Here is a 23249-nt window from a genome sequence, read left to right as displayed (position 1 = left end):
GCCAATGAGGCCCCTTTTGCGCTACACAAGATCGGTTCAACGCCTATCCGTTTATCGGTTTCCGGTGGCAAACAGGCCCGCATCCTCGGCCGCTTTGCGCAGGGCGTTGGACTTGTTGACGGTCTCTTCAAACTCGGCCTGCGGGTCGCTGTCATAGACAACGCCGCCACCGGCTTGGATATAAAGCTGCTCGTCTTTCAGCACGGCAGTGCGCAGGGCGATGCAAAAATCCATCTCGCCATTGGCGGCGAAATAACCCACGCCACCGCCATAAACGCCGCGCTTTTCGGGCTCTAGCTCATCAATGATTTCCATCGCGCGGACTTTGGGCGCACCGGAAACCGTGCCTGCGGGCATACCCGCCAACAGGGCCGAAAGCGCATCTTCGCCGTCGGCAATCTGCCCAACCACGTTGGACACGATGTGCATCACATGGCTGTAGCGTTCGACGATGAACTCTTCGGTTGGGTGAACCGTACCAATTTTGGCCACGCGGCCTACGTCATTGCGGCCCAGATCCAACAGCATCAGATGCTCGGCCAGTTCCTTTTCATCGGAAATCAGGTCCAGCTCATTCGCGCGGTCTTCCTCGGGCGTTTGGCCACGTTTGCGGGTGCCGGCAATCGGGCGCACAGTCACCTCACCATCGCGCAGGCGCACGAGGATTTCGGGGCTGGCGCCGATCACTTGGAAACCGCCGAAGTTAAAGAAAAACATAAACGGCGACGGGTTGGTGCGGCGCAAGGACCGGTACAGTGCGAAAGGCGGGGCCTCAAAGCTTTGGGTCCACCGCTGAGACGGCACGACCTGAAAGATATCGCCCGCGCGGATGTATTCTTTGGCGGCCTCAACCGCCTGAAGATACCCTTCATGGGTAAAATTCGACTTGGCCTCGCCCACAGGGGCAACTTCGCCAAAGTCACGGTCGGCACGCGGTGCGCGGTCAAGATCGCGCAGGGCGTCCATCACACGTTCTGCGGCTTGGGCATAGGCGGCACGCGCCGACAGGCCCGAGGCGGCCCAAGCCGGGGCGACAACCGTTACCTCACCCTTAACACCGTCAAGCACGGCCACGACCGAGGGGCGCATCAGCACCGCATCGGGCAGGCCCAGCGGGTCGGGGTTCACATTCGGCAGGTTTTCGACCAGCCGGATCATATCATAGCCAAGATAGCCGAACAGGCCCGAAGCGATGGCCGGTAAATCCACCGGCATCTCAATCGCGCTTTCGGCGATCAGCGCGCGCAGGCTTTGCAGCGGCTCGGCAGTGTCTGGCAGATAGGCTGATTGGTCAAAGCGGGCCTCGCGGTTAATTTCAACCGCGGTGCCGTCGCAGCGCCAGATCAAATCGGGTTTTAGGCCCACGACCGAATAGCGCCCGCGAATTTCGCCGCCGGTCACGGATTCGAGCATGAACGTATCGCCACGCGCCTCACCCAGTTTCAGCATAAGCGAGACAGGGGTATCAAGATCGGCGGGAATGCGGGCATAGACCACTTGGTTTTGCCCTGCGGCCCATGCCTGCTCGAAGCTGGCGAAATCGGGGGTTAGCTGTGCCATTTTATGCCGTTACCGAAATTGGGAATGCACGGCGTTGATCGCCGTAGTGTTCAACGTGATCCCTGCGTCTTGGGTCAGCGCGTTGGTGTAAAGCGTGAAAGCGTCTTGCGACAAGGCCTGTTCGACCTGCGCAGAAATCGCACCCTTTAGCGCGTCGGCGTCTTCACCGCTGGCCACACCGGGGGTGATGCTTTGCAATTGGACCAGACCAACATAGCTGGCATTGTCAGGCGTGTTGCCTTCGACCACGCGGGTTTCGCCGGTATCGATTTTGAACGTTTCGGTCAGGACTGCGGCCGGAACACCCTCAATCGTGCTGGATCGGGTAAGGTTGGGGATAACTTCGGTCACACCAAATCCGCCCAACGATGCGCCGGCGTCAACCTGCGCTTTGATCTCAGCCGCGAGGTCAGAGAGGGCCTTTTGGATTGCCTGCACGCGCCAGCTGCTATCAACCGCGTCATGGGCATCGGCCAGTGGGATCGGGGTTGGCGGCACGATTTCTTCGAGACGCAGGGCGAAAATGCCACCATCATCGGTTTGCACGACTTCGGGGAAATCGCCTTGTACGGCCTCTTCGGCGGCTGTGCGAAACGCAGGATAGGCAGCCATACCTTCGCTGGATTGGCCAGAGAAATCGATCTTGCCCAAGGTCATGCCAGACTCTTTGGCCAGATCCTCCAGCGTGGCTCCGCTGGCAAGTTGGTCATCAATCGCTTCGATCTTGTCGGCAATAGCGCGGCGGGCAGCATCGGTCGCCAGTTCCGCAGCCAGGTCGGGGCGGGCCTCATCAAAGCTGATGTTTTGGGCGGCCAAAATGCCGTTCATCCGAAACAAGGCAGGCCCGAGATCCGAGGCAAAGGGGCCAACAATACCGGGTTCGGCCAGTGCAAATACGGCTTCGCCTGCGGCACCAAGATCGGCCTGCGACTGATCGCCAAGGTCAATATCGGACAGTTTTATCCCGCGCTCGGCCACCAGATCCTCAAACGAGGTGCCTGCATCAAGCTTGGCTTTTGCGGCATCCGCAGCCTCTTGCGAGGGATAGACCAAACGCTCAACCAAGCGGCGCTCGGGCTGTACAAAATCGGCAATGCGCTCATCGTAAAGCTTTTTCAGTGCGGTTTCATCCAGCGTCATCGTGCCGGCGAGGTCTTCGGGAAGCAGAGAGGCATAGGTGATACGGCGGGCCTCGGGGGCGGTGAATTGGGCGATATTGGCGTCGTAATAGGCTTTCAACGCGTCTTCGGTCGGGTCGGCGACCGGTGTGGTCAAATCCGCCTCGGTCAGGTGCAACAGGTTCAAGCTGCGGCGTTCCGAGATATAGGCGTAAAGCGTTTCGGTCAGGGCAGCAGGGGCCGCAAAACCACCACTGACCGAGCCTTGGATCAAGGCGCGCGACAAATCTTCGCGCATTTTGCTTTCATATTGGGCTTCGGTCAGGTTGTTGTTTTGAAGGGTAAAGCGATAGGTATCGCGGTCAAACTTACCCGAAGCGCCTTTGAAGGAATTTGAGTCTGTAATCTCTTTGGCGATACGCGCGTCGCCAGCAGAAATGCCGATGCGATCGGCCTCATTGTCAAGGGCGGCCGCGCTGATAAGCTGTTGGCGCACTTGTTGGTCAAGGCCCAAAGATTGCGCCTGCTGCATGGTCAGTGCCGTGCCGAACTGTGCCGACAGCGCGTTCATCTGCTGTTGCAGGGCGCGCGCGTAGTCATTTACGTCAATCTCGCGGTTACCCACTGTGCCGATGGCGCTGACGCCGCCACCGAAGTTGGTGATGCCAAAGCCACCGAGGCCAAGGACGAGCATGGCCATAAGAGCCCAGACAACAATGCTGGTGGCTTTGCCCTTTTTGCGACGTGGTTCTTCGGTCGGATTTGACATGTGCTTTGCCTTCAGAAACTGGTTTTGCCCTATCTATGGGCTTAGGCGGGCGGGGGCAAGCGAGGCTTGGTCGGCGCTGGGTGGCTTCACGCCCCCCAGACCCCCCGTGGGATATTTGTAAACAGATGATAAGGTTAGAGATTAAGCGATTTGAGGCGGCTGAAGAATTGTGTAATTTCACTGCCGCCGATATTGGCAAAGGCTATGCGGAGCTGGCGTTTGCCTGCCGATGCGCCTGTGGGTTGAAACATCGTGCCGGGCAAGGTGAGCAGGCTGGCTTTTTGAACCAATGCTTTGGCAAGTTGGTCAGAGGGCATCGGGTAGGGGTGCTCGACATAGGCAAAATACGCGCCGCAACCCAGCAGGGTCCAATCGTTCAGGGTCTCGAAGCCACTTACCATTGCTGCGCGGCGGGAGAGGATTTCCAAACGTTCTGTTGCGACCCAGTCGCCTAGGTTTTGCATGCCCCATAACGCGCCGATCTGGCCAAGTTGGTTGGGGCAAATGGCGACCGTATCGAGGAATTTTTCAACCTGAACGAGGCGGCTTTCCGAGGCAACAATGGCACCCACGCGGTGGCCGGTCAGGCGATACGCCTTGGAAAAGCTGTAGAGGTGGATCAGGGTATTGGCCCATTGCGGATCTGTGAACAGCTGATGCGGTGCGCCTGTGCGGCTGTCAAAGTCGCGGTAGGTTTCATCGACGATAAGACTGATGCCACGCTCGCGGGCCAAGGCCATGAAATCAGCCAAGGTTTGGGCCGGATACTCGGCCCCGCCGGGGTTGTTGGGGCTGACCAGAACAATCGCGCGCGTGTTTGGGGTGATCAGGGCTGCGGCATCGGTGGCCTGCGGGATAAGGCCTGCGCCGGTGGCAAGCGGAACGGTGCGCACGCCTTGCATATCAAACCACATTTTATGGTTGAAATACCATGGCGTTGGCAAAATCACCTCATCCCCTGCGCCTGCCAAAGTGGACATGACAGCCGTAAAGGCCTGATTGCAGCCTTGGGTGATAGCGACTTGATTGGGTTGGATATTTCCGCCGTAGGAGGCTGACCACTGCTGTGCAATTTCCGTCCGCAGGGCGGGCAGGCCAAGCACAGGGCCGTAAAGGTGTGCCGCGTCATTGTATAGGGCGGCATCGGCAATCGCTTGGCGCAGAGCGAGCGGCGGCGGCTCGACCGGCGCGGCTTGGGAGACGTTGATCAGGGGGCGATCCTCGGGGAACACCACGCCATCAAGCCAGCGCCGCGCCTCCATCACGGGGGGGCTTTCGGTGGCGGCCATAGCGGGATGGAGAGGTGTTGTCATGGCGCGCTCCGGCATCTGGGTTAACGTAAATCTTGTGCCGCCAGAAGGGTGCCAGAACATGTTCTGACCCTGTGGCGGCAAAAGGTGGTTTTAATCTTTGCCACGGTAGGGCTGGACATATTGCAGCGCCATATCCCACGGAAAGAAAATCCATGTGTCTTGGCTGACCTCGGTGATAAAGGTTTCAACCATCGGGCGGCCCTGAGGCTTAGCATAGACTGTGGCGAAATGCGCCTTGGGGTAGAGCGACCGGACGAGTTCCAGCGTTTTGCCGGTATCAACAAGGTCATCGACGATCAAAATACCTTCGCCGTCGCCCATCACATCGGCTTGCGGCGCTTTGATCACTTTGGCTTCGGCGCGGTCTTGGTGGCTATAGCTTTTCACTGAAATCGTATCGACCACACGAATGTCCAACTCGCGCGCGACGATCATCGCAGGCACAAGGCCGCCGCGCGTGATGCCGACAACAGCCTTCCACGCGCCGTTATCGGGGCCTTTGCCATCAAGCCGCCATGCCAAAGCACGGGCGTCACGGTGGATTTGATCCCACGAGATGTGGAAGCCTTTTTCATGGGGCAAGCGTTCGGTCATGGTTGTCCTCTTTACTTAGGTAACGGCGATTTTCAGGCCCAGAATGGCAAGCATGCCGCCAAAGGTTCTGTCGATGATGGATTTAAGGCTGATATAGCCGCTGCGCGTCCGTTCAAAGGAAAAGATGCGCGCGACGAGAATATTCCACAGCGCCTCATTCAGGAACACCACTGTCAGCAGGGCGCCATAAACCCACATCGGCGTGTTGGGTGGCACAGTGCCGATAAAAATAGCAGAGAACATAACAGCTGGTTTGGGGTTGGTCAGTTGGGTGACAACACCAAGCCGAAAAGCAGAAAACGCGGTGCGGGGCAGGCGGCCCGATTGCGCCACGTCCAGTGGTTTGGCCGCATCGCGCCACATGCCCCATGCTATGTGCAACAGGTAAATCCCACCGATGATTTTCAGCGCCCAAAGCAATGCAGGTGCGGCCTGAAACACGATGGCAAGGCCAAACAGTGCCGCCATCGCCCAGATCACAGCGCCAAGCCCGATGCCAAAGGCCAAGAACGTGCCGGTGCGCAGGCCTTCGGTGACGCCAGTACGCGCGGACATAAGGACAGCAGGGCCAGGGCTGATCGCGGCCATAAGGTGCAAGAATGCGACGGCGAGAAATGCGGTAAGCGTCATGGCGGGCCTTTACGGGTTAAAAATAAGCAGGGCAGCTAGGGCCGTCATGGCGATAGCAGCAATCGTATCAATCCAGAACTTAGCCGCAAAATAGCGCTTGCGCATCGCATTTGTCGACATGGAAGTCGTGACGATGGCGTACCAAAACAGTTCGGTCCCAAGGGCTGTTGCATATATGGCAACAAGGGTTGCGGCCCCATGCGGATCGGGGAAAATGCTAAGGATCACCGCCGAATAAAACAGTGCTGGCTTGGGGTTGGACAGATTAAGAATGATCCCGCCCAGAAACCCATCGCCAAAGCGGCGTTTGGCTGCAGGTGGCAAAGGCGACCTTGCCGCGCGCCACAACCCCCACGCCATATAAAGCAAATAGACACCCCCGCCAAATTTAGCGGCGATGAACAGAGGCGGGTAAAGTTTGAATATGACTGCAAGCCCCAACAGCGCAAAGAGGCACCAAAGGGAGGCCCCGAATGCCAGCCCCAGCCCGTAAGGCAAGGCTTTTTCGCGGCCTTGGGCCAAGGCCATTTGTGTGGCGGCAATAATTGCAGGCCCCGGCGATAGAATCGCCGGGGTTAGAACCGCTATCAGAGCCAGAAATGGCTCTGGCGTCATTCTTCAGCCGATGGCGCAGCACCCTTTTGGGCTTTGGCGGTGACCACGTCGATATCGGGCGCGTCAACGGCCTTCATCCCAACCACATGATAGCCCGCATCGACATGCAGGTTTTCACCCGTTGTTCCCGAACCAAGGTCGGACAGCAGGAAGACGGCGGCCTTGCCAACCTCATCTTGGGTCACGTTGCGGCGCAGGGGCGAGTTCAGCTCATTCCAGCGCATAATATAGCGGAAGTCGCCGATACCCGACGCGGCCAGCGTTTTGATCGGGCCAGCCGAAATGGCGTTACAGCGGATACCGTCTTTGCCAAGATCCTCGGCGATGTATTTCACCGATGCTTCAAGTGCGGCTTTGCACAGGCCCATGACGTTGTAATGCGGCATAACCTTTTCGGCGCCGTAATACGTCAGCGTCAGCAAGCTGCCACCGGGGTTCATCATCGCCGCAGCGCGTTTGCACACGGCAGTAAAGGAGTAGACGGAAATATCCATCGACATCAGAAAGTTCTCGCGCCCCGTATCAACGTAACGGCCGCGCAGCTCGTTCTTATCTGAAAAGCCGATTGCGTGGACAACGAAATCAATGCTGCCCCAAACCTCTTTCAAATGCTCAAACACGCCATCCAGTGACGCCTCGTTTGTGACATCGCATTCGATCATCACGGATGAGCCAATCGATTTAGCCAAAGGCTCGACCCGTTTTTTCAGCTGTTCACCTTGATAGGAAAACGCAAGCTCGGCCCCTTGGTCGGCGCAGGCTTTGGCGATGCCCCAAGCGATGGATTTGTCGTTGGCAAGGCCCATGATGAGCCCGCGCTTGCCTGCCATTAATCCAGCCATAGTTTCCCCTATTTAAATCCGGAATGTTGATTATTGGTTTAAGCGAAACGCGTTGCGGCAGCAAGTCTCGTGGGGCAAGGGCTTGCGCTTGAGTGCCTAAAGGTTAAAACTTGGTGAAAGCGGCACTTAAGGCGTGTGCTGTAAACGAGGGGCTAAAATGGATAGAAGCGGGATTTTTGCGGGCGATGACCCGTTCGTTTTGGCGCAGACGTGGTTGGCCGAGGCCACGGCCACTGAAGTGAATGACCCCAACGCGATCGCGCTTTCAACGGTGGATAGCACCGGAATGCCGAACGCACGCATGGTGCTGCTTAAGGATATCGAGCCTGCGGCCTTTGTGTTTTATACCAATTACACCAGCCAAAAGGGGCAGGAAATTGAGCAGGCGGGCAAAGCCGCCTTCGTCATGCATTGGAAAAGCCTGCGTCGTCAAATTCGGGTGCGCGGCATCACCGAGCGCGAGGAGGGGCCGCCCGCAGACGCTTATTATGCATCGCGTTCGCTGAAAAGCCGCTTGGGGGCATGGGCCTCGCAACAGTCGCAACCGCTGTCGTCGCGTACCGCTTTGATGGCCGAAGTCGCAAAAGTAACGGCTGCACATGGCCCAATGCCAAAGCGCCCGCCGTTTTGGGGCGGTATTCGAATCATTCCAACCGAAATAGAGTTTTGGGCAGATGGTGCGTTTCGGTTACACGACCGTTTTAAATGGTCACGCCCTGATGGCAATAAACCTTGGGACATTGTGCGGCTTAATCCTTGACCGTGCGTCAACGCAGGTCGCAATGTGCGCTAATGTCGCAGAATAACCTTGATCCGCCGCGGCACTTCTAACAAAACGGGGCTTTAAAGGCTAAATCTGGGGAAAAGGCCTGATTATGGAAGCAGAAGAAAAGCCGGAGGAAATCCTCCACGGTCGCGTGAAATGGTTTGATCCGGTAAAAGGGTTCGGCTTTATCCTGTCGGAAGAGACGGGCACAGATGTTTTGCTGCATGCAAATGTACTGCGAAACTTTGGCCAAAGCACGGTCGCCGATGGCGCCGAAATCGTTGTAAATGTTCAACACACGCAACGTGGCGTGCAAGCGGTTGAAGTTTTCTCGATCACACCACCCGAAGGGACCGGGTTTGTGATGGCGAGCGAAGGCAACAGCTTTACCGCCGAAGAAATTGCGGCCTGCCCGCTGGAACCTGCACGGGTAAAGTGGTTCGACAAAGGTAAGGGTTTTGGCTTTGCCAACGTGTTTGGCCGTGCCGAAGATGTGTTTGTGCATATCGAGGTGCTGCGCATGTCGGGGTTTGCAGACTTGGCGGCAGGCGAAGCGATCAGCTTGCGAATTTTAGAAGGCAAACGCGGGCGCATGGCGGCGCAGGTTCTCGCTTGGGATGCTTCGCTGAAGGTTCAGAAATGAACCGGTTGGGATGTATTCTAGGGCTTCTATTAGCATCTCCTGCCGCTGTTTGGGCAGGATGCGCCCCTGATCAAGTTGAGATCAGGTTAACGAACGGTGGCATGGCGCGATTCTCGGTAGAGGTTGCGGATGACCCAGCTGAGCGGGCCAAAGGATTAATGTTTCGCGAAGAGATGGCATCCTCTGCGGGCATGGTCTTTTTCTACGAACGCCCCCAGCATGCCGTGTTTTGGATGAAAAACACGCTGATTCCTCTGGATATGATTTTCGCCGATTCTACGGGTCTGGTAAAACACGTGCATGCCAATGCGATTCCGCATGATGAAACCGGAATCGATGGTGGAACGGACATTCTTGCGATCCTTGAAATCAACGGTGGGTTGGCAAAAAAGCTTGGGATTACCGCAGGATCGGTGATGCGCCACCCAGATTTCAAACAAAATTCAGCTTCTTGGCCTTGTGACGCGAAATAGGTCTTTTCATCCCGGAAAGCATTCGTTAGTAAGCGCTCACGAACGGTTTGTAAGACAAGATCGTGGTTGAAATGTCGGGGCGTAGCGCAGTCTGGTAGCGCGCCAGTTTTGGGAACTGGATGTCGTAGGTTCGAATCCTATCGCCCCGACCATTTCAAAGTTTAACCTACTTTAGGGTTTTCACAATATAGCTTTGGTTGACGCGCCCTGCCGGTAATGGTGATATTGGGCGCTAAAATTATGGGGTTTTGGGTGTGATGAACGACAGTATCACCGATCGTCTGGCCGAACGGCTGCGCGCGGCCCGCAAGGCCAAAGGGTTAAGCCTTGATGCGGTAGCGGGGATTTCTGGCGTCAGCCGGTCAATGGTCAGCCAGATCGAGCGCGGCGAATCAAGTCCGACCGTGGCGACGCTGTGGAACCTGACCCAAGCGCTTGGCGTGGATTTTGCCGGACTGTTAGATGCAAGGCCCGAGCCGGGGATTGATGTAACCCGGGCGGCCGAGGCCCCGGTGATGACGGGCCACGGCAAAGGGGTGCGGATCAGGATTCTATCACCCGCCGAAACGGTCGGTGAGCATGAGGTTTATGATTTGGGCTTTGGTGCAGGCGGTACGCTGCGGTCGGCCCCGCATTCGACCGGCTGCCGTGAACATCTGACGGTGACCGAGGGCCGCTTGCGCGTTGTTTCAGGCGCGGACGTGGTTGAGATTGGCCAAGGCGATACGGCGCGTTATTTTGCCGACCGTGACCACGCGATTGAAGAGATTGCGGGGGCTGCGGCGCGCGCAATTCTGATCGTGCAAGGCAGCTAAGAGTTTCAGGGGGGCGTTGCCCCCTCGGTGCAAGGCACCTCACCCCCTAGGATATTTAGAAACAGATGATTCCAATATAGCGGAATTTTATCTGCTATATTGACGTTATTGGCGGGATATGGCAGTGTTTTTGGGAACATTGAGGGGCGATCGGTTATGTCGGAATTCTTGGACCACATTCGTAATGAGCTTGCAGCGATTGAAACGGCTGGTATGACCAAACATGAGCGGCTGATATCGGGACCGCAAGGGGCGCATGTCGCGATGGAGGGGCGGCAAATGCTGAACCTTTGTGCCAATAATTATCTGGGGCTGGCCGATCATCCTGATTTGATAGCGGCGGCGCACGGCGCGTTGAACGATCATGGGTTTGGCATGGCGTCCGTGCGGTTTATATGTGGAACCCAAGACTTGCACCGCCAATTGGAGGCACGGCTGGCGGGCTATTTGGGGCATGACGACTCGATCCTTTTTGCAGCCTGTTTCGATGCCAACGGCGGACTGTTTGAGCCGCTTTTGGGCCCCGAGGATGCGGTGATTTCGGACAGTTTGAACCATGCCTCGATTATTGACGGGATCCGGCTGTGTAAGGCGCGGCGCTATCGCTATGCTAATTCGGATATGGCGGACCTAGAGCTGCAACTACAAACTGCGCGGGCCGATGGCGCGCGGTTTATCATGATCGCGACCGATGGTGTTTTCTCGATGGATGGGTATTTGGCCAAACTGCCGGAAATACGGGCTTTGGCAGATACTTATGGCGCGTTGCTCATGGTGGATGATTGCCATGCTACCGGCTTTATGGGGCCGCAAGGGCGCGGCACACCGGCGCATTTCGGGGTGCAGGCAGATATTGTGACGGGGACCTTGGGCAAGGCGCTCGGGGGGGCTTTGGGAGGCTATATCGCAGGGCCGCAGGCGGTGATAGACCTGCTGCGACAACGGGCGCGGCCGTATTTGTTTTCCAATGCTTTGCCGCCTGCCATCGTTGCGGCAGGGCTGACGGCATTGGATTTGGTCGAACGTGCCGATGATCTGCGCGCACAGTTGTTTGCGAATGCCAGCTATTGGCGCGCCGGACTTGCGGACGCAGGGTTTGAATTGCTGCCGGGCGCGCATCCGATTGTTCCGGTCATGCTGGGCGAGGCGCGGTTGGCGCAAGCGATGGCTGCCGATCTGGGCAAGCGCGGAGTGCATGTGGCGGGCTTCTTTTTCCCTGTGGTGCCAAAGGGCCGTGCGCGGATACGGACGCAGATGAATGCGGCGCTGACGCGGGATGATCTGGATTTCGGGCTAGAGGCATTTGTGGCCGCGGGCCATAGCGTAGGAGTGTTGTAATGCGCAATGATATGAAAGCCTTGGTAAAGGCGCGTGCAGAGCCGGGGCTATGGATGGAGCGGCGCCCTGTGCCCGAAATCGGACCGGATGACGTGCTGATCCGCATCCGCAAAACCGGAATTTGCGGCACCGATATTCACATTTGGAATTGGGATGAGTGGGCGGCAAAAACGGTGCCTGTGCCGTTGGTTACTGGGCATGAGTTCGCGGGTGAAATCGTGGATATGGGGCGCAATGTTGAAGGGCTTGAGATCGGGCAGCGCTGCTCGGGCGAGGGGCATTTGATTGGCAAGAACAGCCGCCAAAGCCGCGCGGGCAAGTTTCATCTTGATCCGGCAACGCGCGGCATTGGCGTGAATGAGCAAGGGGCCTTTGCCGAATATCTGCGCTTGCCTGCCTTTAACGTGGTGCCGTTGCCCGATGTGATTGACGATGACATCGGCGCGATATTAGACCCGCTGGGCAATGCGGTTCATACGGCGTTAAGCTTTGATCTGGTAGGTGAGGATGTGTTGATCACAGGCGCAGGCCCGATCGGGATAATGGCGGCGGCTGTGGCGCGGCATGTCGGCGCGCGGCATGTGGTGATTACAGATGTAAACCAAGCCCGGCTCGACCTTGCGGCGCAGGTGGCCGATGTGGTGCCGGTGAATGTAGGCCATGAGGATTTGCCATCGGTGATTGCGCGGCTGAAAATGAAGCAAGGCTTTGATGTCGGTATGGAAATGTCGGGCAACCAAGCCGCTCTTGACCAAATGGTTGAGGCGATGACCATGGGCGGGCGTATCGCGATGCTTGGCATTCCCCCCGGCAAGTCGCCGGTGGATTGGAGCCGGATTGTGTTTAAGGCGATCACCATCAAAGGCGTTTACGGGCGTGAGATTTTTGAAACATGGTACAAGATGATTGCCATGCTGGAAAATGGGTTGGAAGTGCGGCGCGTCATCACTCACCGCTTTAAGGTCGATGACTTTGAACAGGGCTTTGCCGCTATGCGCTCGGGCCTTTCGGGGAAAGTCGTGTTGGACTGGACGTAACGCGCAGGCTGTTACAATTTCCATACATTCATGCCTTAGGGTTGCATATGTGCAGCTTTGGCAGCGGCGGTTAAGTGCTTGCCGTCATGCCATCGGGGCAGCAATGTACGCGTGTGAACACGATAGGATGACTTGCTATGGAAATGCCCCCTGCGCCACTGATTTTAGAGGGCATTCCGATGCCCGCTTTGCTGATCGCATCCGATGGCCGCATTGCTACGTTGAATAGTGCAGCGCGCGCCTCGATGGGCGAAGATCTGTTGGGGCGGCTCTATTTGATGGCGTTCAGGCAGCCCGCAATGGCCGATTGTATTGAGGCGGCCTTGCGCAACAATGTCGCCGCCGTGACGCGCTATATCCGCCAAAAAGGGACGGGAGAGCAGATCTTTCGGGTGACCGTGACCCCCGTGCCATCGGGCGCAATGTGTGCGTTTGAAGATATCAGCGAGCAGGAACAAGTGGGCCAGCTGCGGCGCGATTTTGTGGCGAATGTCAGCCATGAGCTGCGCACACCCCTGACCGCATTGATGGGGTTTATTGAGACATTACAAGGTGCTGCGCGTAATGATGCGGCGGCAAGAGATAGGTTTCTGGCGGTCATGGGGCGCGAGGCAGGGCGGATGAACCGGCTTGTCGGCGACCTGTTATCCCTTAGCCGGGTAGAGGCCCAAGAACGGGTGCGCCCGACGCAAATGATTAACATTTCGCAATTATTGGCGCGTGTGCTGTGTGACCTGCGCCCTGTGCAAGAGGCCGCACGGGTGGTGGTTGAGCTGACGAGTGAACCGGATGTGATGGTGCGCGCCGACACAGATCAGATGGCGCAAGTTCTGACAAATCTGATCGAGAATGCGGTGAAATATGGTGGCAGTGACAAGCTGGTTCGGGTGGTTTTGCATCAGATCCCGCGTGATCAGGCCCTGCGCAGCCCTGCCGTGCGGATTGATGTGATTGATCAAGGCGAGGGGATAGATGCCGTTCACTTACCGCGTTTGACCGAACGATTTTACCGCGTTGATTCGCACCGTTCACGCGAAAAGGGCGGTACCGGCTTGGGCCTTGCGATCGTCAAACACATCATCAACCGACACCGGGGCCGGCTGATGATTGCCAGTGAAAAAGGCGTGGGCAGTACCTTTAGTATTTCGCTGCCGATGGGTGAGGTTACAAGCGCCTGATCCGCTCGGTCAGCAGCGCAAAGAACCCGTCAGCATCGACATCGCCGATGAACAGCGCATTCGCTGCGCGGTCTGTCACGCCCCACCAATCGGCCACGGTCATGCCCAGCGTCAGCTCGGACGTGGTTTCAATTTCGACGTTGATCTGGCGTCCCTTGAACAAGTCTGGCTGCAGCAGCCACGCGATCACACAAGGATCATGCAGCGGCGCGCCTTCTGATCCGTATTTTTCCTTGTCAAACCGCTCAAAGAAATCGGTCCATTCCGCAACCATGCGGCCCGCTTCGCTGCCCATATCGCGAAACGCCTGAATGCGGGGTCTGGTCGTCAGCACTTTATGGGTTACATCTAGCGGCAGTACCGTTATTGGGATGCCAGATTTAAACACAATATCAGCGGCTTCCGGGTCGACATAAATGTTGAATTCGGCTGCGGGGGTGATATTGCCTACCTCAAAATAGGCGCCGCCCATCAGGACAATCTCGGCAATCTTTGGCGCGATGTCGGGGGCGCGTTGCAAGGCCGTGGCGATATTTGTTAGCGGCCCAAGCGGGCAGAGCGTAACACTGCCCGCAGGTTCCGCCCGTATCGTTTCAATAATGAAATCAACAGCGTGCTGGGTTTGCAAGGCCATCTTGGGCACGGGCAGTTGTGGGCCATCAAGCCCGGTTTTGCCGTGAACATGCTCGGCCGTGACCAGCTTGCGCGTTAGCGGCGCGTCACAGCCAGCAAAAACCTTAACATCGGGTTTGCCTGCCAACTCGCACACAATCCGCGCGTTTTTCGCCGTCAGCGCCAAGGGCACGTTGCCTGCAACCGCCGTGATGCCCAGCACGTCCAATTCATCCGGGCTGGCGAGGGCAAGCAAAATGGCCACAGCATCATCTTGGCCGGGGTCTGTGTCGATGATAATCTTGCGCGGTGCCATGGGTCTGTCCTTTGTCGTTTTGGATAGAAAAGCCGAAGCGCACAGATTTGTCCATCCGATAAAAAACGGAGGCGCGATGCCTCCGTTTTTCATGTGTTCAAAACGCCTTAGCCGTCGAAGTTGATCTCTTCCATGATGCGCAGGGCGGCGGGGCGTTCTTTGGCCACGGCGGCAAGGTCAAGGCTGTCTGGCGTAAACTCACCCCAGCTTTGTACCAGCGCCGACCGCGCAACGCCGGGCTTTACAGGGTACTCATAGTTGGTTTCGGCATAGATCTTTTGCGCGTGATCGCCCGAAAGCCATTCCATAAATTGCTGTGCAGCCGCTTTGTTGGGGGCTGATTTGGTCATCGCGACGCCAGAAATGTTCATATGGGTGCCGTCGCCTTCAAACACCGGAAAATCAACACGGATCGCATCGGCCCATTGCTTTTGCTCCGGGTCGTTAACGATCTGGCCCATGTAATAGGTGTTGCCGATAGCGATATCGCACTCGCCGGCCCAAATCGCCTTGGCCTGATCACGGTCGCCGCCTGCTGGTTTGCGGGCAAGGTTGGCCTTCAGCCCCTCGGCCCAGGTTTTCGCATAGGCCTCGCCATGGTGGGCGATCACCGCGCCCAAGAGGGCGACATTATAGTCATTGGTCCCCGAGCGTGAGCAGAGCCGCCCTTTCCACTTATCCGAGGCCAAATCCTCATAAGTCGTAATCTCGCCCTGCGCTACACGCTCTTTGGACGCATAGATAATCCGCGCGCGTGATGTAAGGCCGAACCATTCATTCCCCGCATCGCGGAAATTGGCAGGGATATTGGCCTGAAGAATGTCAGAGTCCACGGCTTGGGTGACGCCCGCATCGACGATCTGGGTCAATCGCGCAATATCGACCGTTAGCACCAAATCGGCGGGGCTGCGGTTGCCTTCGGCGATCAGCCGTTCGGCCATGCCCTTGTCAACAAACGCAATGTTCACGTCTATGCCGGTCTCGGCCGTAAAAGCATCGGCCAGCGGTTGAATAAGCTCGGGTTGGCGGTGGGAATAGACGTTCACCTCATCGGCCACGGCGGGCAATGCGACAGCGCCAATTGCAAGAATGGCAAGGGTGGGCAAGCGAAGTTTCATTGTTGACCTCTTTAGTCGGAATTTATGCAGCTCTTAAACCTGAGTCTTTTACTTTGGTCAATACCTGACAGATAAGCTCGGAAAAATTCCCCAATTTCATCTTGGCAAAAATACCTAATCCCGTGGCTGGCCCGCACGCTCTGCCTTGGCCGCCTTGTCCTCGGCTTTGGCGCGGTCCCACAATGTATCCATCTCAACCAGATCGCTTTGTGCCGGTGCCTTGCCCTCATCCGCCAGAAAGTCCTCAATGCGGCCAAAGCGGCGGGTGAACTTTTCATTGGCCGCGCGTAAAGCGGCCTCGGGGTCGATCTCCATATGCCGCGCGAGGTTGGCCATAACGAACAGTAAATCCCCAAACTCTTCGGCCTGTTCCGCCTTGGTCAGGCTGTCGCGGGCCTCTACCAATTCGTGCGTTTCCTCAATGATCTTGTCCAGCACTTGGTCGGTTGACGGCCAGTCAAACCCCACCCGCGCCGCCCGTTTTTGCAGCTTTACCGCGCGGGTCAGGGCGGGCAGCCCAAGTGCCACACCGTCCAGCACACGCGCAGGGCCACGCTCGGCCGCTTTCAGGCGCTCCCAATCGCGGGTTTGCTGTTCGGCGCTTTTATCACGCGACTCGTCGCCAAACAGATGCGGGTGACGCGCGACCATTTTATCGGCGATGGCCTTGGTTATGCTGTCAAAATCAAACAGCCCCGCCTCTTGCCCGATCCGTGCATGATAGACCGATTGCAGCAGCAAATCGCCCAGCTCGCCTTCCAACTCGGCCCAAGCTTTGCGCTCAATCGCGTCGGCCACCTCATAGGCTTCCTCAATCGTATAGGGTGCAATGGTAGCAAAGTTTTGCTCAATGTCCCACGGGCAGCCGCTGTCTGGGTCGCGCAGCCGCGCCATAATTTCCAACAGCCGCGGCATCCCGCCTTGCGGGTCGGCGATCAGCGCGTTGCTGTCTTCAAGCGTCTTGTCGGGCGTGTGCGGGGCCATTGCGGTTCCTATCAAATTACAGTCAAGTGGCGGGCAAAGCTTAGACCATAGGAGTAGCCCATGCCCGTCTTGAATGCCATTGCCGGATACGCGGATGAAATGACAGGGTGGCGTCGCCATTTACACCAGCACCCAGAACTGCGGTTTAACTGCTTTGAGACGGCGGCCTTTATCGCCGCCCGTCTGCGCGAATTTGGTGTGGATGAGCTGCATGAAGGCATCGCCACCAGCGGCATCGTCGCGATCATCAACGGCACAGGTGCCGGGCCGACCATCGGTTTGCGCGCCGATATGGATGCGCTGCCGATTACCGAGGCAACGGGCGTGGATTACGCCTCTACCGTGCCGGGGCGGATGCATGCCTGCGGCCATGACGGCCATGTCACGATGCTGCTGGGGGCTGCGAAATACCTTTGTGAAACCCGCCGCTTTACAGGCCGCGTCGCCTTGCTGTTCCAACCGGCCGAGGAAGATGGTGGCGGTGGCGAGGTGATGGTGCAAGAAGGCGTGATGGACCGTTTTGGCATCGCGCAGGTGTACGGCATTCACAACGCACCGGGCGTGGCTTTTGGTCATTTTGTCACCACGCCGGGGGCGTTTATGGCCTCGGTTGATACCGCGGTGGTCAAGGTGACGGGCAAGGGTGGGCATGGTGCCACGCCGCATGTCTGCGTAGATCCGGTTGTGGCGATTGTCGGCATGGTGCAGGCGATCCAAACCATCATCCCACGCAATGTTTACGCGCTGGATGAGGCGGTGATTTCGGTCACGCAAATTCACACCGGTTCGGCCAGCAATATCATCCCCGAGGATGGCTGGTTCTGCGCCACGATCCGGTGTTTTAAACCCGAAGTCCGCGAACTGCTAAAACGCCGCCTTTATGAAATCGTCGAAGGCCATGCTGTCGCTTACGGCGTCACTGCGGCAATCGACTATGATTGGGGTTATCCGGCCACGATCAACCACGCCGATCAAGCCGGTTTTGCTGTCGAGGTGGCCACCGAGATTTCCGGCGCCGATGCTGTTCAGGCCGACGGCCCGCGCGAAATGGGGTCCGAGGATTTCAGCTACATGCTAGAGGCGCGCCCGGGCGCCTATCTATTCATGGGCATCGGCGATGGGGCAGGGCTTCACCACCCCGCCTATAATTTCAACGATGACGCGGCCCCCGTTGGCGCTAGCTTCTTTGCCCGTCTTGTGGAACGCGCGCAGCCTTTGCCCTAATGCGCTGTCGCAGGTTTTTCCCTTTGAAAAACCTGCCATGCCCAACCTTGAGGCTGCAGTGCGGGGCCAGGCCCCGCGCTGATAACGAATGGCGGGAGAGGCCCCTTTCGTCCGCCCCGAATCGCAGCCTTTCCCGTCAACCTCCGTCGCAACCGCCAAGGATCGACGCAATCAACCTTTAGACCACCATATCTAGGCAACCGCTGTGTATAGCGTTTCTGATCGCCTAGTCAAAATATGATCAAAATGCTAAGCTCAGGCCAAAGATAAAGTGCAGGAGCCCGAAAATGACCAACAATTTCCCCCAGAACGGCCCAACGCCTGCAGAGCTTTGGCAAATGGACCACGATCATTCGCTGCATCCTTGGGCGAATTTCGGCCCGTTTGAAAAGGACGGTTCCTTGCTCATGGCGCGGGGCGAGGGGTGCTATTTGTGGGATGCCGAGGGGCGGCGCTATTTTGATGCGGTGGGCGGCATGTGGTGCACCAATATCGGGCTTGGCCGCGCGGAAATGGGCCAAGCGATGGCCGATCAGGCGGTCCAGCTTGGCTTTGCCAACAGCTTTGTCGATATGGCCAATGGTCCCTCGGCAATGCTGGGGGCCAAGCTCGCCAGCCTCGCCCCCGGTGATCTGAACCGCGTGCATTTCACCACGGGCGGCTCGACGGCAATCGATACCGCGTACCGAATGGTTCATTACTATCAAACCTGTATGGGCCGCCCCGATAAAACCCAAGTGATCGCCCGCAACTACAGCTATCACGGATCGACCTATATCAGCCAAAGCATCGGCAAACGCCCCGGCGATCGCGTGCCGCAGTTTCGCTATAAGGAAAGTGGTATCCACCACGTCAGCGCCCCCAATTTCTATCGCGCGCCCGACGGCATGGATGAGGCCGCGTTTTGCGACCATCTGGTTGCCGAGTTCGCCGCAAAAATCGCCGAGGTTGGCGCGGAAAACATTGGTGGCTTCTTTGCCGAACCGATCCAAGCCTCGGGCGGTGTGATTGTACCCCCCGAAGGCTATCTGCCGCGCATGGCCGCGATCTGCGCCCAGCATGATATCCTGTTCATCGCGGATGAGGTGGTCACCGCCTTTGGCCGCACTGGCCATTGGTTCGCCAGCCTAGATCAATTCGGCATTCAGCCCGATATGATCACTTGTGCCAAAGGTTTAACATCGGGCTATATCCCCTTGGGCGCCCTCATTTTTTCCGATCGTATCTGGGCTGCAATGGCCGCCGATGGCGGGCGCTGGTTTACCTCTGGTTTCACCTATTCCGGCCATCCGGTGTCCTGTGCCGCCGCCTTGAAAAACATCGAAATTATGGAGCGTGAGGATTTGCTGGGCAATGCCACCCGCGTTGGCGCCTATTTTGAAACGCGTATGGCCGAGATGAAAGCCCTGCCGATGGTCGGCGATGTACGCGGCAGTAAGCTAATGGTTTGCGTGGAAAATGTCGCTGACAAAGCCCGCAAAACCCTGCTGCCTGATGAGTTAGACGTCGGCAAACGCATCTCGGACACCGCCGAATCCATGGGCCTGATGGTGCGTCCGATGGGGCACCTGAATGTCATGTCGCCGCCCCTTACGATTACCACAGCGCAGGTTGATTTCGTGGCGGAAATCTTGGCCAAATCCATCCGTCAGGTTGTCGATGATTTGACCCGCGAAGGCGTGCGTTTGGCTTGACAGTTTGCAGGGTTTACCCCTTCCTGCACATTCCGGATTTTCGGCGTCTCCGGTAACGAAACGACGCTTTGCATATGAGGAAAAGCATGGCGTTAGAGGATGCAAAGAACGAAGTCGACGGGGCGTTCACGCGCCAAGGCCTGCGGGGCCTCGCGTTTGAAAATGCCTTTGCGGGGGCGACGTCGTTCCTGCGCCGTCGCTATACCAAAGACCTGACCGGGGTTGATCTGGCCATCACCGGCGTGCCGTTTGACCAAGCCGTGACCCACCGCACCGGCACCCGTTTCGGCCCGCGTGCGATACGTGAGGCCAGCACGCTGCAACCCTTTGACCCGCCTTACGGTTGGCCCACCAACCCGTTGGAAGATATGGCAATTGTCGATTACGGCGATGTGGCATTTGACTACGCTCATACCCCCAGCTTTCCGGGCCTTCTGACCGATCACATCCGCACCATCCTAAAGGCGGGGCCGGGGACAGTGACGCTTGGCGGAGACCATTTCATAACGCTGCCGATCCTGCGCGCCTATGCCGAGAAATACGGGCCGATGTCGGTGATCCATTTCGACGCCCATTCCGATCTGTGGCAGGATGATGATATGGAACGCATCGATCACGGCACGTTCTTTTATAAAGCTGTGAAGACCGGCCTCATCGACCCCAAAACCAGCGTGCAAATCGGTATCCGCACCCATTGTGATGACTACTTGGGCGTTGAATACATTGATGCGCGCACCGTGCATGAAAAGGGCTGCGCCTATGCTGTGGCCCGCGCCAAAGAAATCGTCGGCCAAAATCCGACCTATGTGACCTTTGACATTGATTGCCTTGACCCGTCTGCTGCCCCCGGCACCGGCACGCCTGTCTGGGGGGGCTTGCATACGTGGCAAGCTGCGGCCTGCCTGCGTGATCTGGCTGGTATCAACATGGTTGGCGGGGATATTGTCGAAGTGTCCCCCGCTTATGACACAACCGGCGCCACAGCCATTGCAGGCGCCCATGTCGCGCATGAGCTGATTTGCCTCTATCACTGGGCGCATCACCGGAAATGAAAGCAAGTTTTATGATTACGACCCTCGCTGTCATTCTTATCGTCGTGGCGGGCTTTGCGGCATATGTCCGCTTTGCCCCGTCTGATTCCGCCCGCTGGAATGTCGATCCAACCGCAGCCTATGTGGGCGACCAAGGCGCGACCGAGATCATCACCCAAATCAACGGGGCCACGCTGCGTATTCCGGCATCCGACGGGCTTTTGGCGCGGCTTGATGCCATCGCCATGGCCTCGCCACACACCGCCCGTCTTGCGGGCAGCGTGGATCAAGGCCGCATCACTTGGGTCACGCGCTCGGCGCTTTGGGGCTTTCCTGACTATACCACGGCGCAAACCAACGCGGATGGCCTCTACATCCATGCCCGCCTGCGCTTTGGCAAATCCGATCTTGGCGTCAACGCGGCCCGCCTCAAGGATTGGCTGGCCAAACTCTAATGGCTTCATCTTGGAAAAAATACCTCGCGCGGGGGCGGCGGCTTGTGCGTCACTGGTTCAAAAACCAGCCATCGCGTGTCGCTTGACCCAGCCTCGTTCATAGGACAAACCGCTCACATGGTCCCACTTGATACCCTCGCGCAGATCACCCAACGTTTCGAGTTTATCGAGGCGAAGCTTTCCGCTGGCGCACCGCCTTCTGAGATCGCCAAGCTCAGCCGTGAATATGGTGACCTGAAACCTGTGGTCACAGAAATTGACGCCTATCGCCGCGCGCTTGATGACTTGGCCGAAGCCCAGATCATGCTGACAGATCCCGAAATGCGCCGCTTGGCCGAAGAGGAAATCCCCGATCTCAAAGACCGGATTGAGGAAATGGAGGCCGCTTTACAGTTGGCCCTTCTACCCAAGGATGCGGCCGACGGGCGGCCCGCTATTTTGGAAATCCGTCCCGGCACGGGCGGCGATGAGGCGGCTCTTTTTGCTGGCGATTTGCTGAACATGTACCGCCGCTATGCCGAGAATCGCGGCTGGACCTTTGAAATTCTTGAACTCCAAGAAAGCGATCTGGGCGGCATCCGCGAGCTTACGGCCCATATCCAAGGTGAGGGCGTGTTTGCCCGTATGAAATACGAATCGGGCGTGCACCGTGTGCAGCGTGTCCCCGAAACCGAAAGCGGCGGGCGGGTGCATACGTCGGCGGCCACAGTGGCGGTGTTGCCCGAGGCCGAAGAGGTCGATATCGACATCCCCGCTTCGGATATCCGGATTGATACGATGCGCGCCTCGGGTGCGGGCGGTCAGCACGTCAACACCACAGATTCGGCTGTGAGGATCACTCACTTGCCTACTGGCATTATTGTGGTGTCAGCTATGAAATCGCAGCACCAAAACCGCGTGGCCGCCATGCAAGTTTTGCGCGCGCGGCTGTTTGAGGCCGAGCGCGAACGCGTTGATGCCGAACGGTCGGCCAATCGCAAAAGTCAGGTGGGGTCGGGCGACCGGTCCGAACGCATCCGCACCTATAATTTTCCGCAAGGCCGGATGACTGACCACCGCATCAACCTGACGCTCTATTCCTTGGGCCAGATTATGGGCGGCGATCTGGATCCGGTGATTGATGCGCTGATCTCGGATGATCAAGCGCGCAAACTGGCCGAGATGCAATGACGACTCTGTTTACAGCGCGGCGTGCAGCTGTTGCGCGTCTGCTAGAGGCCGGTGTTCCCGATGCCGCCCAAGATGTGGCCGTGCTGTTGGCGCATGTTCTGGGCTGTGATCGGGCGGGCTTGGCGCTGCGCTCTCCCCAAGACATGCTGGATGCCGCGCAACTCGCGCGCTTAACCCAAACCATTGAGGCCCGCGCCACCCGTCAGCCCGTTAGCCAAATCATCGGCGCGCGGCTGTTTTGGGGCCGGTCGTTTTCTGTCACCCCCGATGTTTTGGACCCACGCCCCGAGACGGAATGCCTGATTGCAGCGGCGCTTGCCGTGCCGTTCACATCGGTGCTTGATTTGGGCACGGGGTCGGGCTGCATCCTGATGACACTGCTGGCCGAGACTCCCACCGCTTGGGGGTGCGGCGTAGACTTGTCGCAGGCAGCGCTTGCTGTCGCCCAAGCCAACCAGAAACGGCTTCTGCCACAGGCGCGCGTCACATGGGGGCAGGGCAGTTGGTTTGACCCCGTGCAAGGGCAGTTTGACCTGATCGTTTCCAACCCGCCCTATATCGCGGCGAATGAGATGGCCACGTTGTCGCCCGAGGTCCGCGATTGGGAGCCGCATTTGGCGCTTACGCCCGGCGGTGACGGGCTGACGCCGTACCGAGTCATTACGGCCGGTGCTGCGGCCCATCTAAACGCAGGTGGTTGGCTGATGGTTGAAGTCGGGCCGACCCAAGGCGCCGCTGTCGCAGGTTTTTTCAGGGATAACGGCTTTTCAAATGTCGCGTGCTTGCCCGATCTGGATGGGCGCGACCGCGTGGTGCAGGGCCGGCTTATCGGCGCTTAATGCGGGTTTTAGGCATCTTATCCGCAATGAATCGCTAAATTCCTGAGGATAACTGCCACTTTGGCGAATTTTTACTTGTCAGACCATCCAACCCATGGTTAGACAAGACCTGTAC

At 57.8% G+C, this 23249-nt stretch carries 23 protein-coding genes and 1 tRNA gene; 14 read left to right on the top strand and 10 right to left on the bottom strand.

The features are described from left to right. Window positions 1-51: 51 nt before the first annotated feature. From trpE to fabI, 7 genes are all read right to left on the bottom strand, one after another. Window positions 52-1560, bottom strand: a complete 1509-nt coding sequence (gene trpE, locus ACEN2J_RS15255) for an anthranilate synthase component I (protein ID WP_442106966.1) — start codon at window positions 1558-1560, stop codon at window positions 52-54. Window positions 1561-1569: 9 nt separating this feature from the next. Beyond that, a complete protein-coding gene (locus ACEN2J_RS15250; protein WP_442106965.1) occupies window positions 1570-3447 on the bottom strand; it encodes a SurA N-terminal domain-containing protein in 1878 nt (625 codons plus the stop codon). A gap of 134 nt (window positions 3448-3581) precedes the next feature. Continuing rightward, window positions 3582-4760: an aminotransferase gene (locus ACEN2J_RS15245; RefSeq protein WP_442106964.1), complete on the bottom strand. Its 1179-nt coding sequence runs from the start codon at window positions 4758-4760 to the stop codon at window positions 3582-3584. Between the two features lie 90 nt (window positions 4761-4850). Then, window positions 4851-5354, bottom strand: a complete 504-nt coding sequence (gpt, locus tag ACEN2J_RS15240) for a xanthine phosphoribosyltransferase (protein WP_442106963.1) — start codon at window positions 5352-5354, stop codon at window positions 4851-4853. A 15-nt stretch (window positions 5355-5369) separates the two neighbouring features. After that, the gene (locus tag ACEN2J_RS15235) at window positions 5370-5984 is read right to left on the bottom strand and encodes a LysE family translocator (RefSeq protein WP_442106962.1); all 615 of its coding nucleotides are present in this window, start codon (window positions 5982-5984) and stop codon (window positions 5370-5372) included. Between the two features lie 9 nt (window positions 5985-5993). After that, window positions 5994-6599, bottom strand: a complete 606-nt coding sequence (locus tag ACEN2J_RS15230; protein ID WP_442106961.1) for a LysE family translocator — start codon at window positions 6597-6599, stop codon at window positions 5994-5996. After that, the gene (gene fabI / locus ACEN2J_RS15225; RefSeq protein ID WP_442106960.1) at window positions 6596-7441 is read right to left on the bottom strand and encodes an enoyl-ACP reductase FabI; all 846 of its coding nucleotides are present in this window, start codon (window positions 7439-7441) and stop codon (window positions 6596-6598) included. The genes ACEN2J_RS15230 and fabI overlap by 4 nt, the downstream gene beginning before the upstream one ends. Window positions 7442-7598: 157 nt before the next feature. On the opposite strand from fabI, the gene pdxH reads away from it, so the two are divergent. The 8 genes from pdxH to ACEN2J_RS15185 all read left to right on the top strand — a co-directional run bounded on the left by pdxH (window position 7599) and on the right by ACEN2J_RS15185 (window position 13691). Beyond that, window positions 7599-8201, top strand: coding sequence for a pyridoxamine 5'-phosphate oxidase (gene pdxH / locus ACEN2J_RS15220; RefSeq protein WP_442106959.1), 603 nt, complete (start codon window positions 7599-7601; stop codon window positions 8199-8201). A 115-nt stretch (window positions 8202-8316) separates the two neighbouring features. Next, entirely contained in the window at window positions 8317-8850 is a 534-nt protein-coding gene (locus ACEN2J_RS15215; protein ID WP_442106958.1) for a cold-shock protein, read from the top strand. Continuing rightward, window positions 8847-9323 (top strand): DUF192 domain-containing protein, encoded by a 477-nt coding sequence (locus tag ACEN2J_RS15210; RefSeq protein ID WP_442106957.1) that lies wholly within the window; start codon window positions 8847-8849, stop codon window positions 9321-9323. Before ACEN2J_RS15215 ends, ACEN2J_RS15210 begins: the two co-directional genes overlap by 4 nt. Window positions 9324-9398: 75 nt before the next feature. After that, window positions 9399-9475 (top strand) — tRNA-Pro (locus ACEN2J_RS15205). Window positions 9476-9580: 105 nt separating this feature from the next. Further along, complete coding sequence (locus ACEN2J_RS15200; protein WP_442106956.1) at window positions 9581-10138, top strand: helix-turn-helix domain-containing protein; 558 nt, start codon at window positions 9581-9583, stop codon at window positions 10136-10138. Window positions 10139-10294: 156 nt separating this feature from the next. Beyond that, complete coding sequence (gene kbl, locus ACEN2J_RS15195; protein ID WP_442106955.1) at window positions 10295-11476, top strand: glycine C-acetyltransferase; 1182 nt, start codon at window positions 10295-10297, stop codon at window positions 11474-11476. Window positions 11477-11487: 11 nt separating this feature from the next. After that, the gene (gene tdh / locus ACEN2J_RS15190; protein ID WP_442106990.1) at window positions 11488-12513 is read left to right on the top strand and encodes an L-threonine 3-dehydrogenase; all 1026 of its coding nucleotides are present in this window, start codon (window positions 11488-11490) and stop codon (window positions 12511-12513) included. Between the two features lie 137 nt (window positions 12514-12650). After that, on the top strand, window positions 12651-13691 hold the full coding sequence (locus ACEN2J_RS15185; RefSeq protein WP_442106954.1) for a sensor histidine kinase: 1041 nt from the start codon (window positions 12651-12653) through the stop codon (window positions 13689-13691). Here the strand turns inward: ACEN2J_RS15185 and ACEN2J_RS15180 are convergent. The 3 genes from ACEN2J_RS15180 to mazG all read right to left on the bottom strand — a co-directional run bounded on the left by ACEN2J_RS15180 (window position 13678) and on the right by mazG (window position 16652). Beyond that, on the bottom strand, window positions 13678-14619 hold the full coding sequence (locus tag ACEN2J_RS15180; RefSeq protein WP_442106953.1) for a nucleoside hydrolase: 942 nt from the start codon (window positions 14617-14619) through the stop codon (window positions 13678-13680). The genes ACEN2J_RS15185 and ACEN2J_RS15180 overlap by 14 nt on opposite strands. 107 nt (window positions 14620-14726) lie before the next feature. Beyond that, a complete protein-coding gene (locus ACEN2J_RS15175; RefSeq protein WP_442106952.1) occupies window positions 14727-15737 on the bottom strand; it encodes a Fe(3+) ABC transporter substrate-binding protein in 1011 nt (336 codons plus the stop codon). 114 nt (window positions 15738-15851) lie between these two features. After that, window positions 15852-16652: a nucleoside triphosphate pyrophosphohydrolase gene (gene mazG / locus ACEN2J_RS15170; protein ID WP_442106989.1), complete on the bottom strand. Its 801-nt coding sequence runs from the start codon at window positions 16650-16652 to the stop codon at window positions 15852-15854. Between the two features lie 129 nt (window positions 16653-16781). Between mazG and ACEN2J_RS15165 the strand changes: the two genes are divergently transcribed. From ACEN2J_RS15165 to prmC, 6 genes are all read left to right on the top strand, one after another. Then, complete coding sequence (locus ACEN2J_RS15165) at window positions 16782-17945, top strand: M20 aminoacylase family protein (RefSeq protein ID WP_442106951.1); 1164 nt, start codon at window positions 16782-16784, stop codon at window positions 17943-17945. Between the two features lie 287 nt (window positions 17946-18232). Beyond that, window positions 18233-19639 (top strand): aminotransferase, encoded by a 1407-nt coding sequence (locus ACEN2J_RS15160; RefSeq protein ID WP_442106950.1) that lies wholly within the window; start codon window positions 18233-18235, stop codon window positions 19637-19639. A gap of 86 nt (window positions 19640-19725) precedes the next feature. Beyond that, window positions 19726-20691 (top strand): agmatinase, encoded by a 966-nt coding sequence (gene speB / locus ACEN2J_RS15155; RefSeq protein WP_442106949.1) that lies wholly within the window; start codon window positions 19726-19728, stop codon window positions 20689-20691. A gap of 11 nt (window positions 20692-20702) precedes the next feature. After that, window positions 20703-21125, top strand: coding sequence for a DUF1499 domain-containing protein (locus ACEN2J_RS15150; protein WP_442106948.1), 423 nt, complete (start codon window positions 20703-20705; stop codon window positions 21123-21125). Between the two features lie 117 nt (window positions 21126-21242). Then, window positions 21243-22295 carry a peptide chain release factor 1 gene (gene prfA / locus ACEN2J_RS15145; RefSeq protein WP_442106947.1) on the top strand — a complete coding sequence of 351 codons (1053 nt, stop codon included), beginning with the start codon at window positions 21243-21245 and terminating at the stop codon, window positions 22293-22295. After that, complete coding sequence (gene prmC, locus ACEN2J_RS15140; protein ID WP_442106946.1) at window positions 22292-23134, top strand: peptide chain release factor N(5)-glutamine methyltransferase; 843 nt, start codon at window positions 22292-22294, stop codon at window positions 23132-23134. The genes prfA and prmC overlap by 4 nt, the downstream gene beginning before the upstream one ends. Window positions 23135-23249: the final 115 nt, after the last annotated feature.

It is taken from the genome of Pseudorhodobacter sp. W20_MBD10_FR17, from assembly GCF_052119765.1.
GTDB lineage: Bacteria > Pseudomonadota > Alphaproteobacteria > Rhodobacterales > Rhodobacteraceae > Pseudorhodobacter.
The sequence above is the reverse complement of the archived record's forward strand: the minus strand, read 5'-3'. Positions and strand labels throughout refer to the sequence as shown.

Coding starts and splice junctions, on each gene's coding strand:
- trpE (WP_442106966.1), bottom strand. CDS start 1,560: ATGGCACAGCTAACCCCCGATTTCGCCAGCTTCGAGCAGGCATGGGCC.
- ACEN2J_RS15250 (WP_442106965.1), bottom strand. CDS start 3,447: ATGTCAAATCCGACCGAAGAACCACGTCGCAAAAAGGGCAAAGCCACC.
- ACEN2J_RS15245 (WP_442106964.1), bottom strand. CDS start 4,760: ATGACAACACCTCTCCATCCCGCTATGGCCGCCACCGAAAGCCCCCCC.
- gpt (WP_442106963.1), bottom strand. CDS start 5,354: ATGACCGAACGCTTGCCCCATGAAAAAGGCTTCCACATCTCGTGGGAT.
- ACEN2J_RS15235 (WP_442106962.1), bottom strand. CDS start 5,984: ATGACGCTTACCGCATTTCTCGCCGTCGCATTCTTGCACCTTATGGCC.
- ACEN2J_RS15230 (WP_442106961.1), bottom strand. CDS start 6,599: ATGACGCCAGAGCCATTTCTGGCTCTGATAGCGGTTCTAACCCCGGCG.
- fabI (WP_442106960.1), bottom strand. CDS start 7,441: ATGGCTGGATTAATGGCAGGCAAGCGCGGGCTCATCATGGGCCTTGCC.
- pdxH (WP_442106959.1), top strand. CDS start 7,599: ATGGATAGAAGCGGGATTTTTGCGGGCGATGACCCGTTCGTTTTGGCG.
- ACEN2J_RS15215 (WP_442106958.1), top strand. CDS start 8,317: ATGGAAGCAGAAGAAAAGCCGGAGGAAATCCTCCACGGTCGCGTGAAA.
- ACEN2J_RS15210 (WP_442106957.1), top strand. CDS start 8,847: ATGAACCGGTTGGGATGTATTCTAGGGCTTCTATTAGCATCTCCTGCC.
- ACEN2J_RS15200 (WP_442106956.1), top strand. CDS start 9,581: ATGAACGACAGTATCACCGATCGTCTGGCCGAACGGCTGCGCGCGGCC.
- kbl (WP_442106955.1), top strand. CDS start 10,295: ATGTCGGAATTCTTGGACCACATTCGTAATGAGCTTGCAGCGATTGAA.
- tdh (WP_442106990.1), top strand. CDS start 11,488: ATGAAAGCCTTGGTAAAGGCGCGTGCAGAGCCGGGGCTATGGATGGAG.
- ACEN2J_RS15185 (WP_442106954.1), top strand. CDS start 12,651: ATGGAAATGCCCCCTGCGCCACTGATTTTAGAGGGCATTCCGATGCCC.
- ACEN2J_RS15180 (WP_442106953.1), bottom strand. CDS start 14,619: ATGGCACCGCGCAAGATTATCATCGACACAGACCCCGGCCAAGATGAT.
- ACEN2J_RS15175 (WP_442106952.1), bottom strand. CDS start 15,737: ATGAAACTTCGCTTGCCCACCCTTGCCATTCTTGCAATTGGCGCTGTC.
- mazG (WP_442106989.1), bottom strand. CDS start 16,652: ATGCCGCGGCTGTTGGAAATTATGGCGCGGCTGCGCGACCCAGACAGC.
- ACEN2J_RS15165 (WP_442106951.1), top strand. CDS start 16,782: ATGCCCGTCTTGAATGCCATTGCCGGATACGCGGATGAAATGACAGGG.
- ACEN2J_RS15160 (WP_442106950.1), top strand. CDS start 18,233: ATGACCAACAATTTCCCCCAGAACGGCCCAACGCCTGCAGAGCTTTGG.
- speB (WP_442106949.1), top strand. CDS start 19,726: ATGGCGTTAGAGGATGCAAAGAACGAAGTCGACGGGGCGTTCACGCGC.
- ACEN2J_RS15150 (WP_442106948.1), top strand. CDS start 20,703: ATGATTACGACCCTCGCTGTCATTCTTATCGTCGTGGCGGGCTTTGCG.
- prfA (WP_442106947.1), top strand. CDS start 21,243: ATGGTCCCACTTGATACCCTCGCGCAGATCACCCAACGTTTCGAGTTT.
- prmC (WP_442106946.1), top strand. CDS start 22,292: ATGACGACTCTGTTTACAGCGCGGCGTGCAGCTGTTGCGCGTCTGCTA.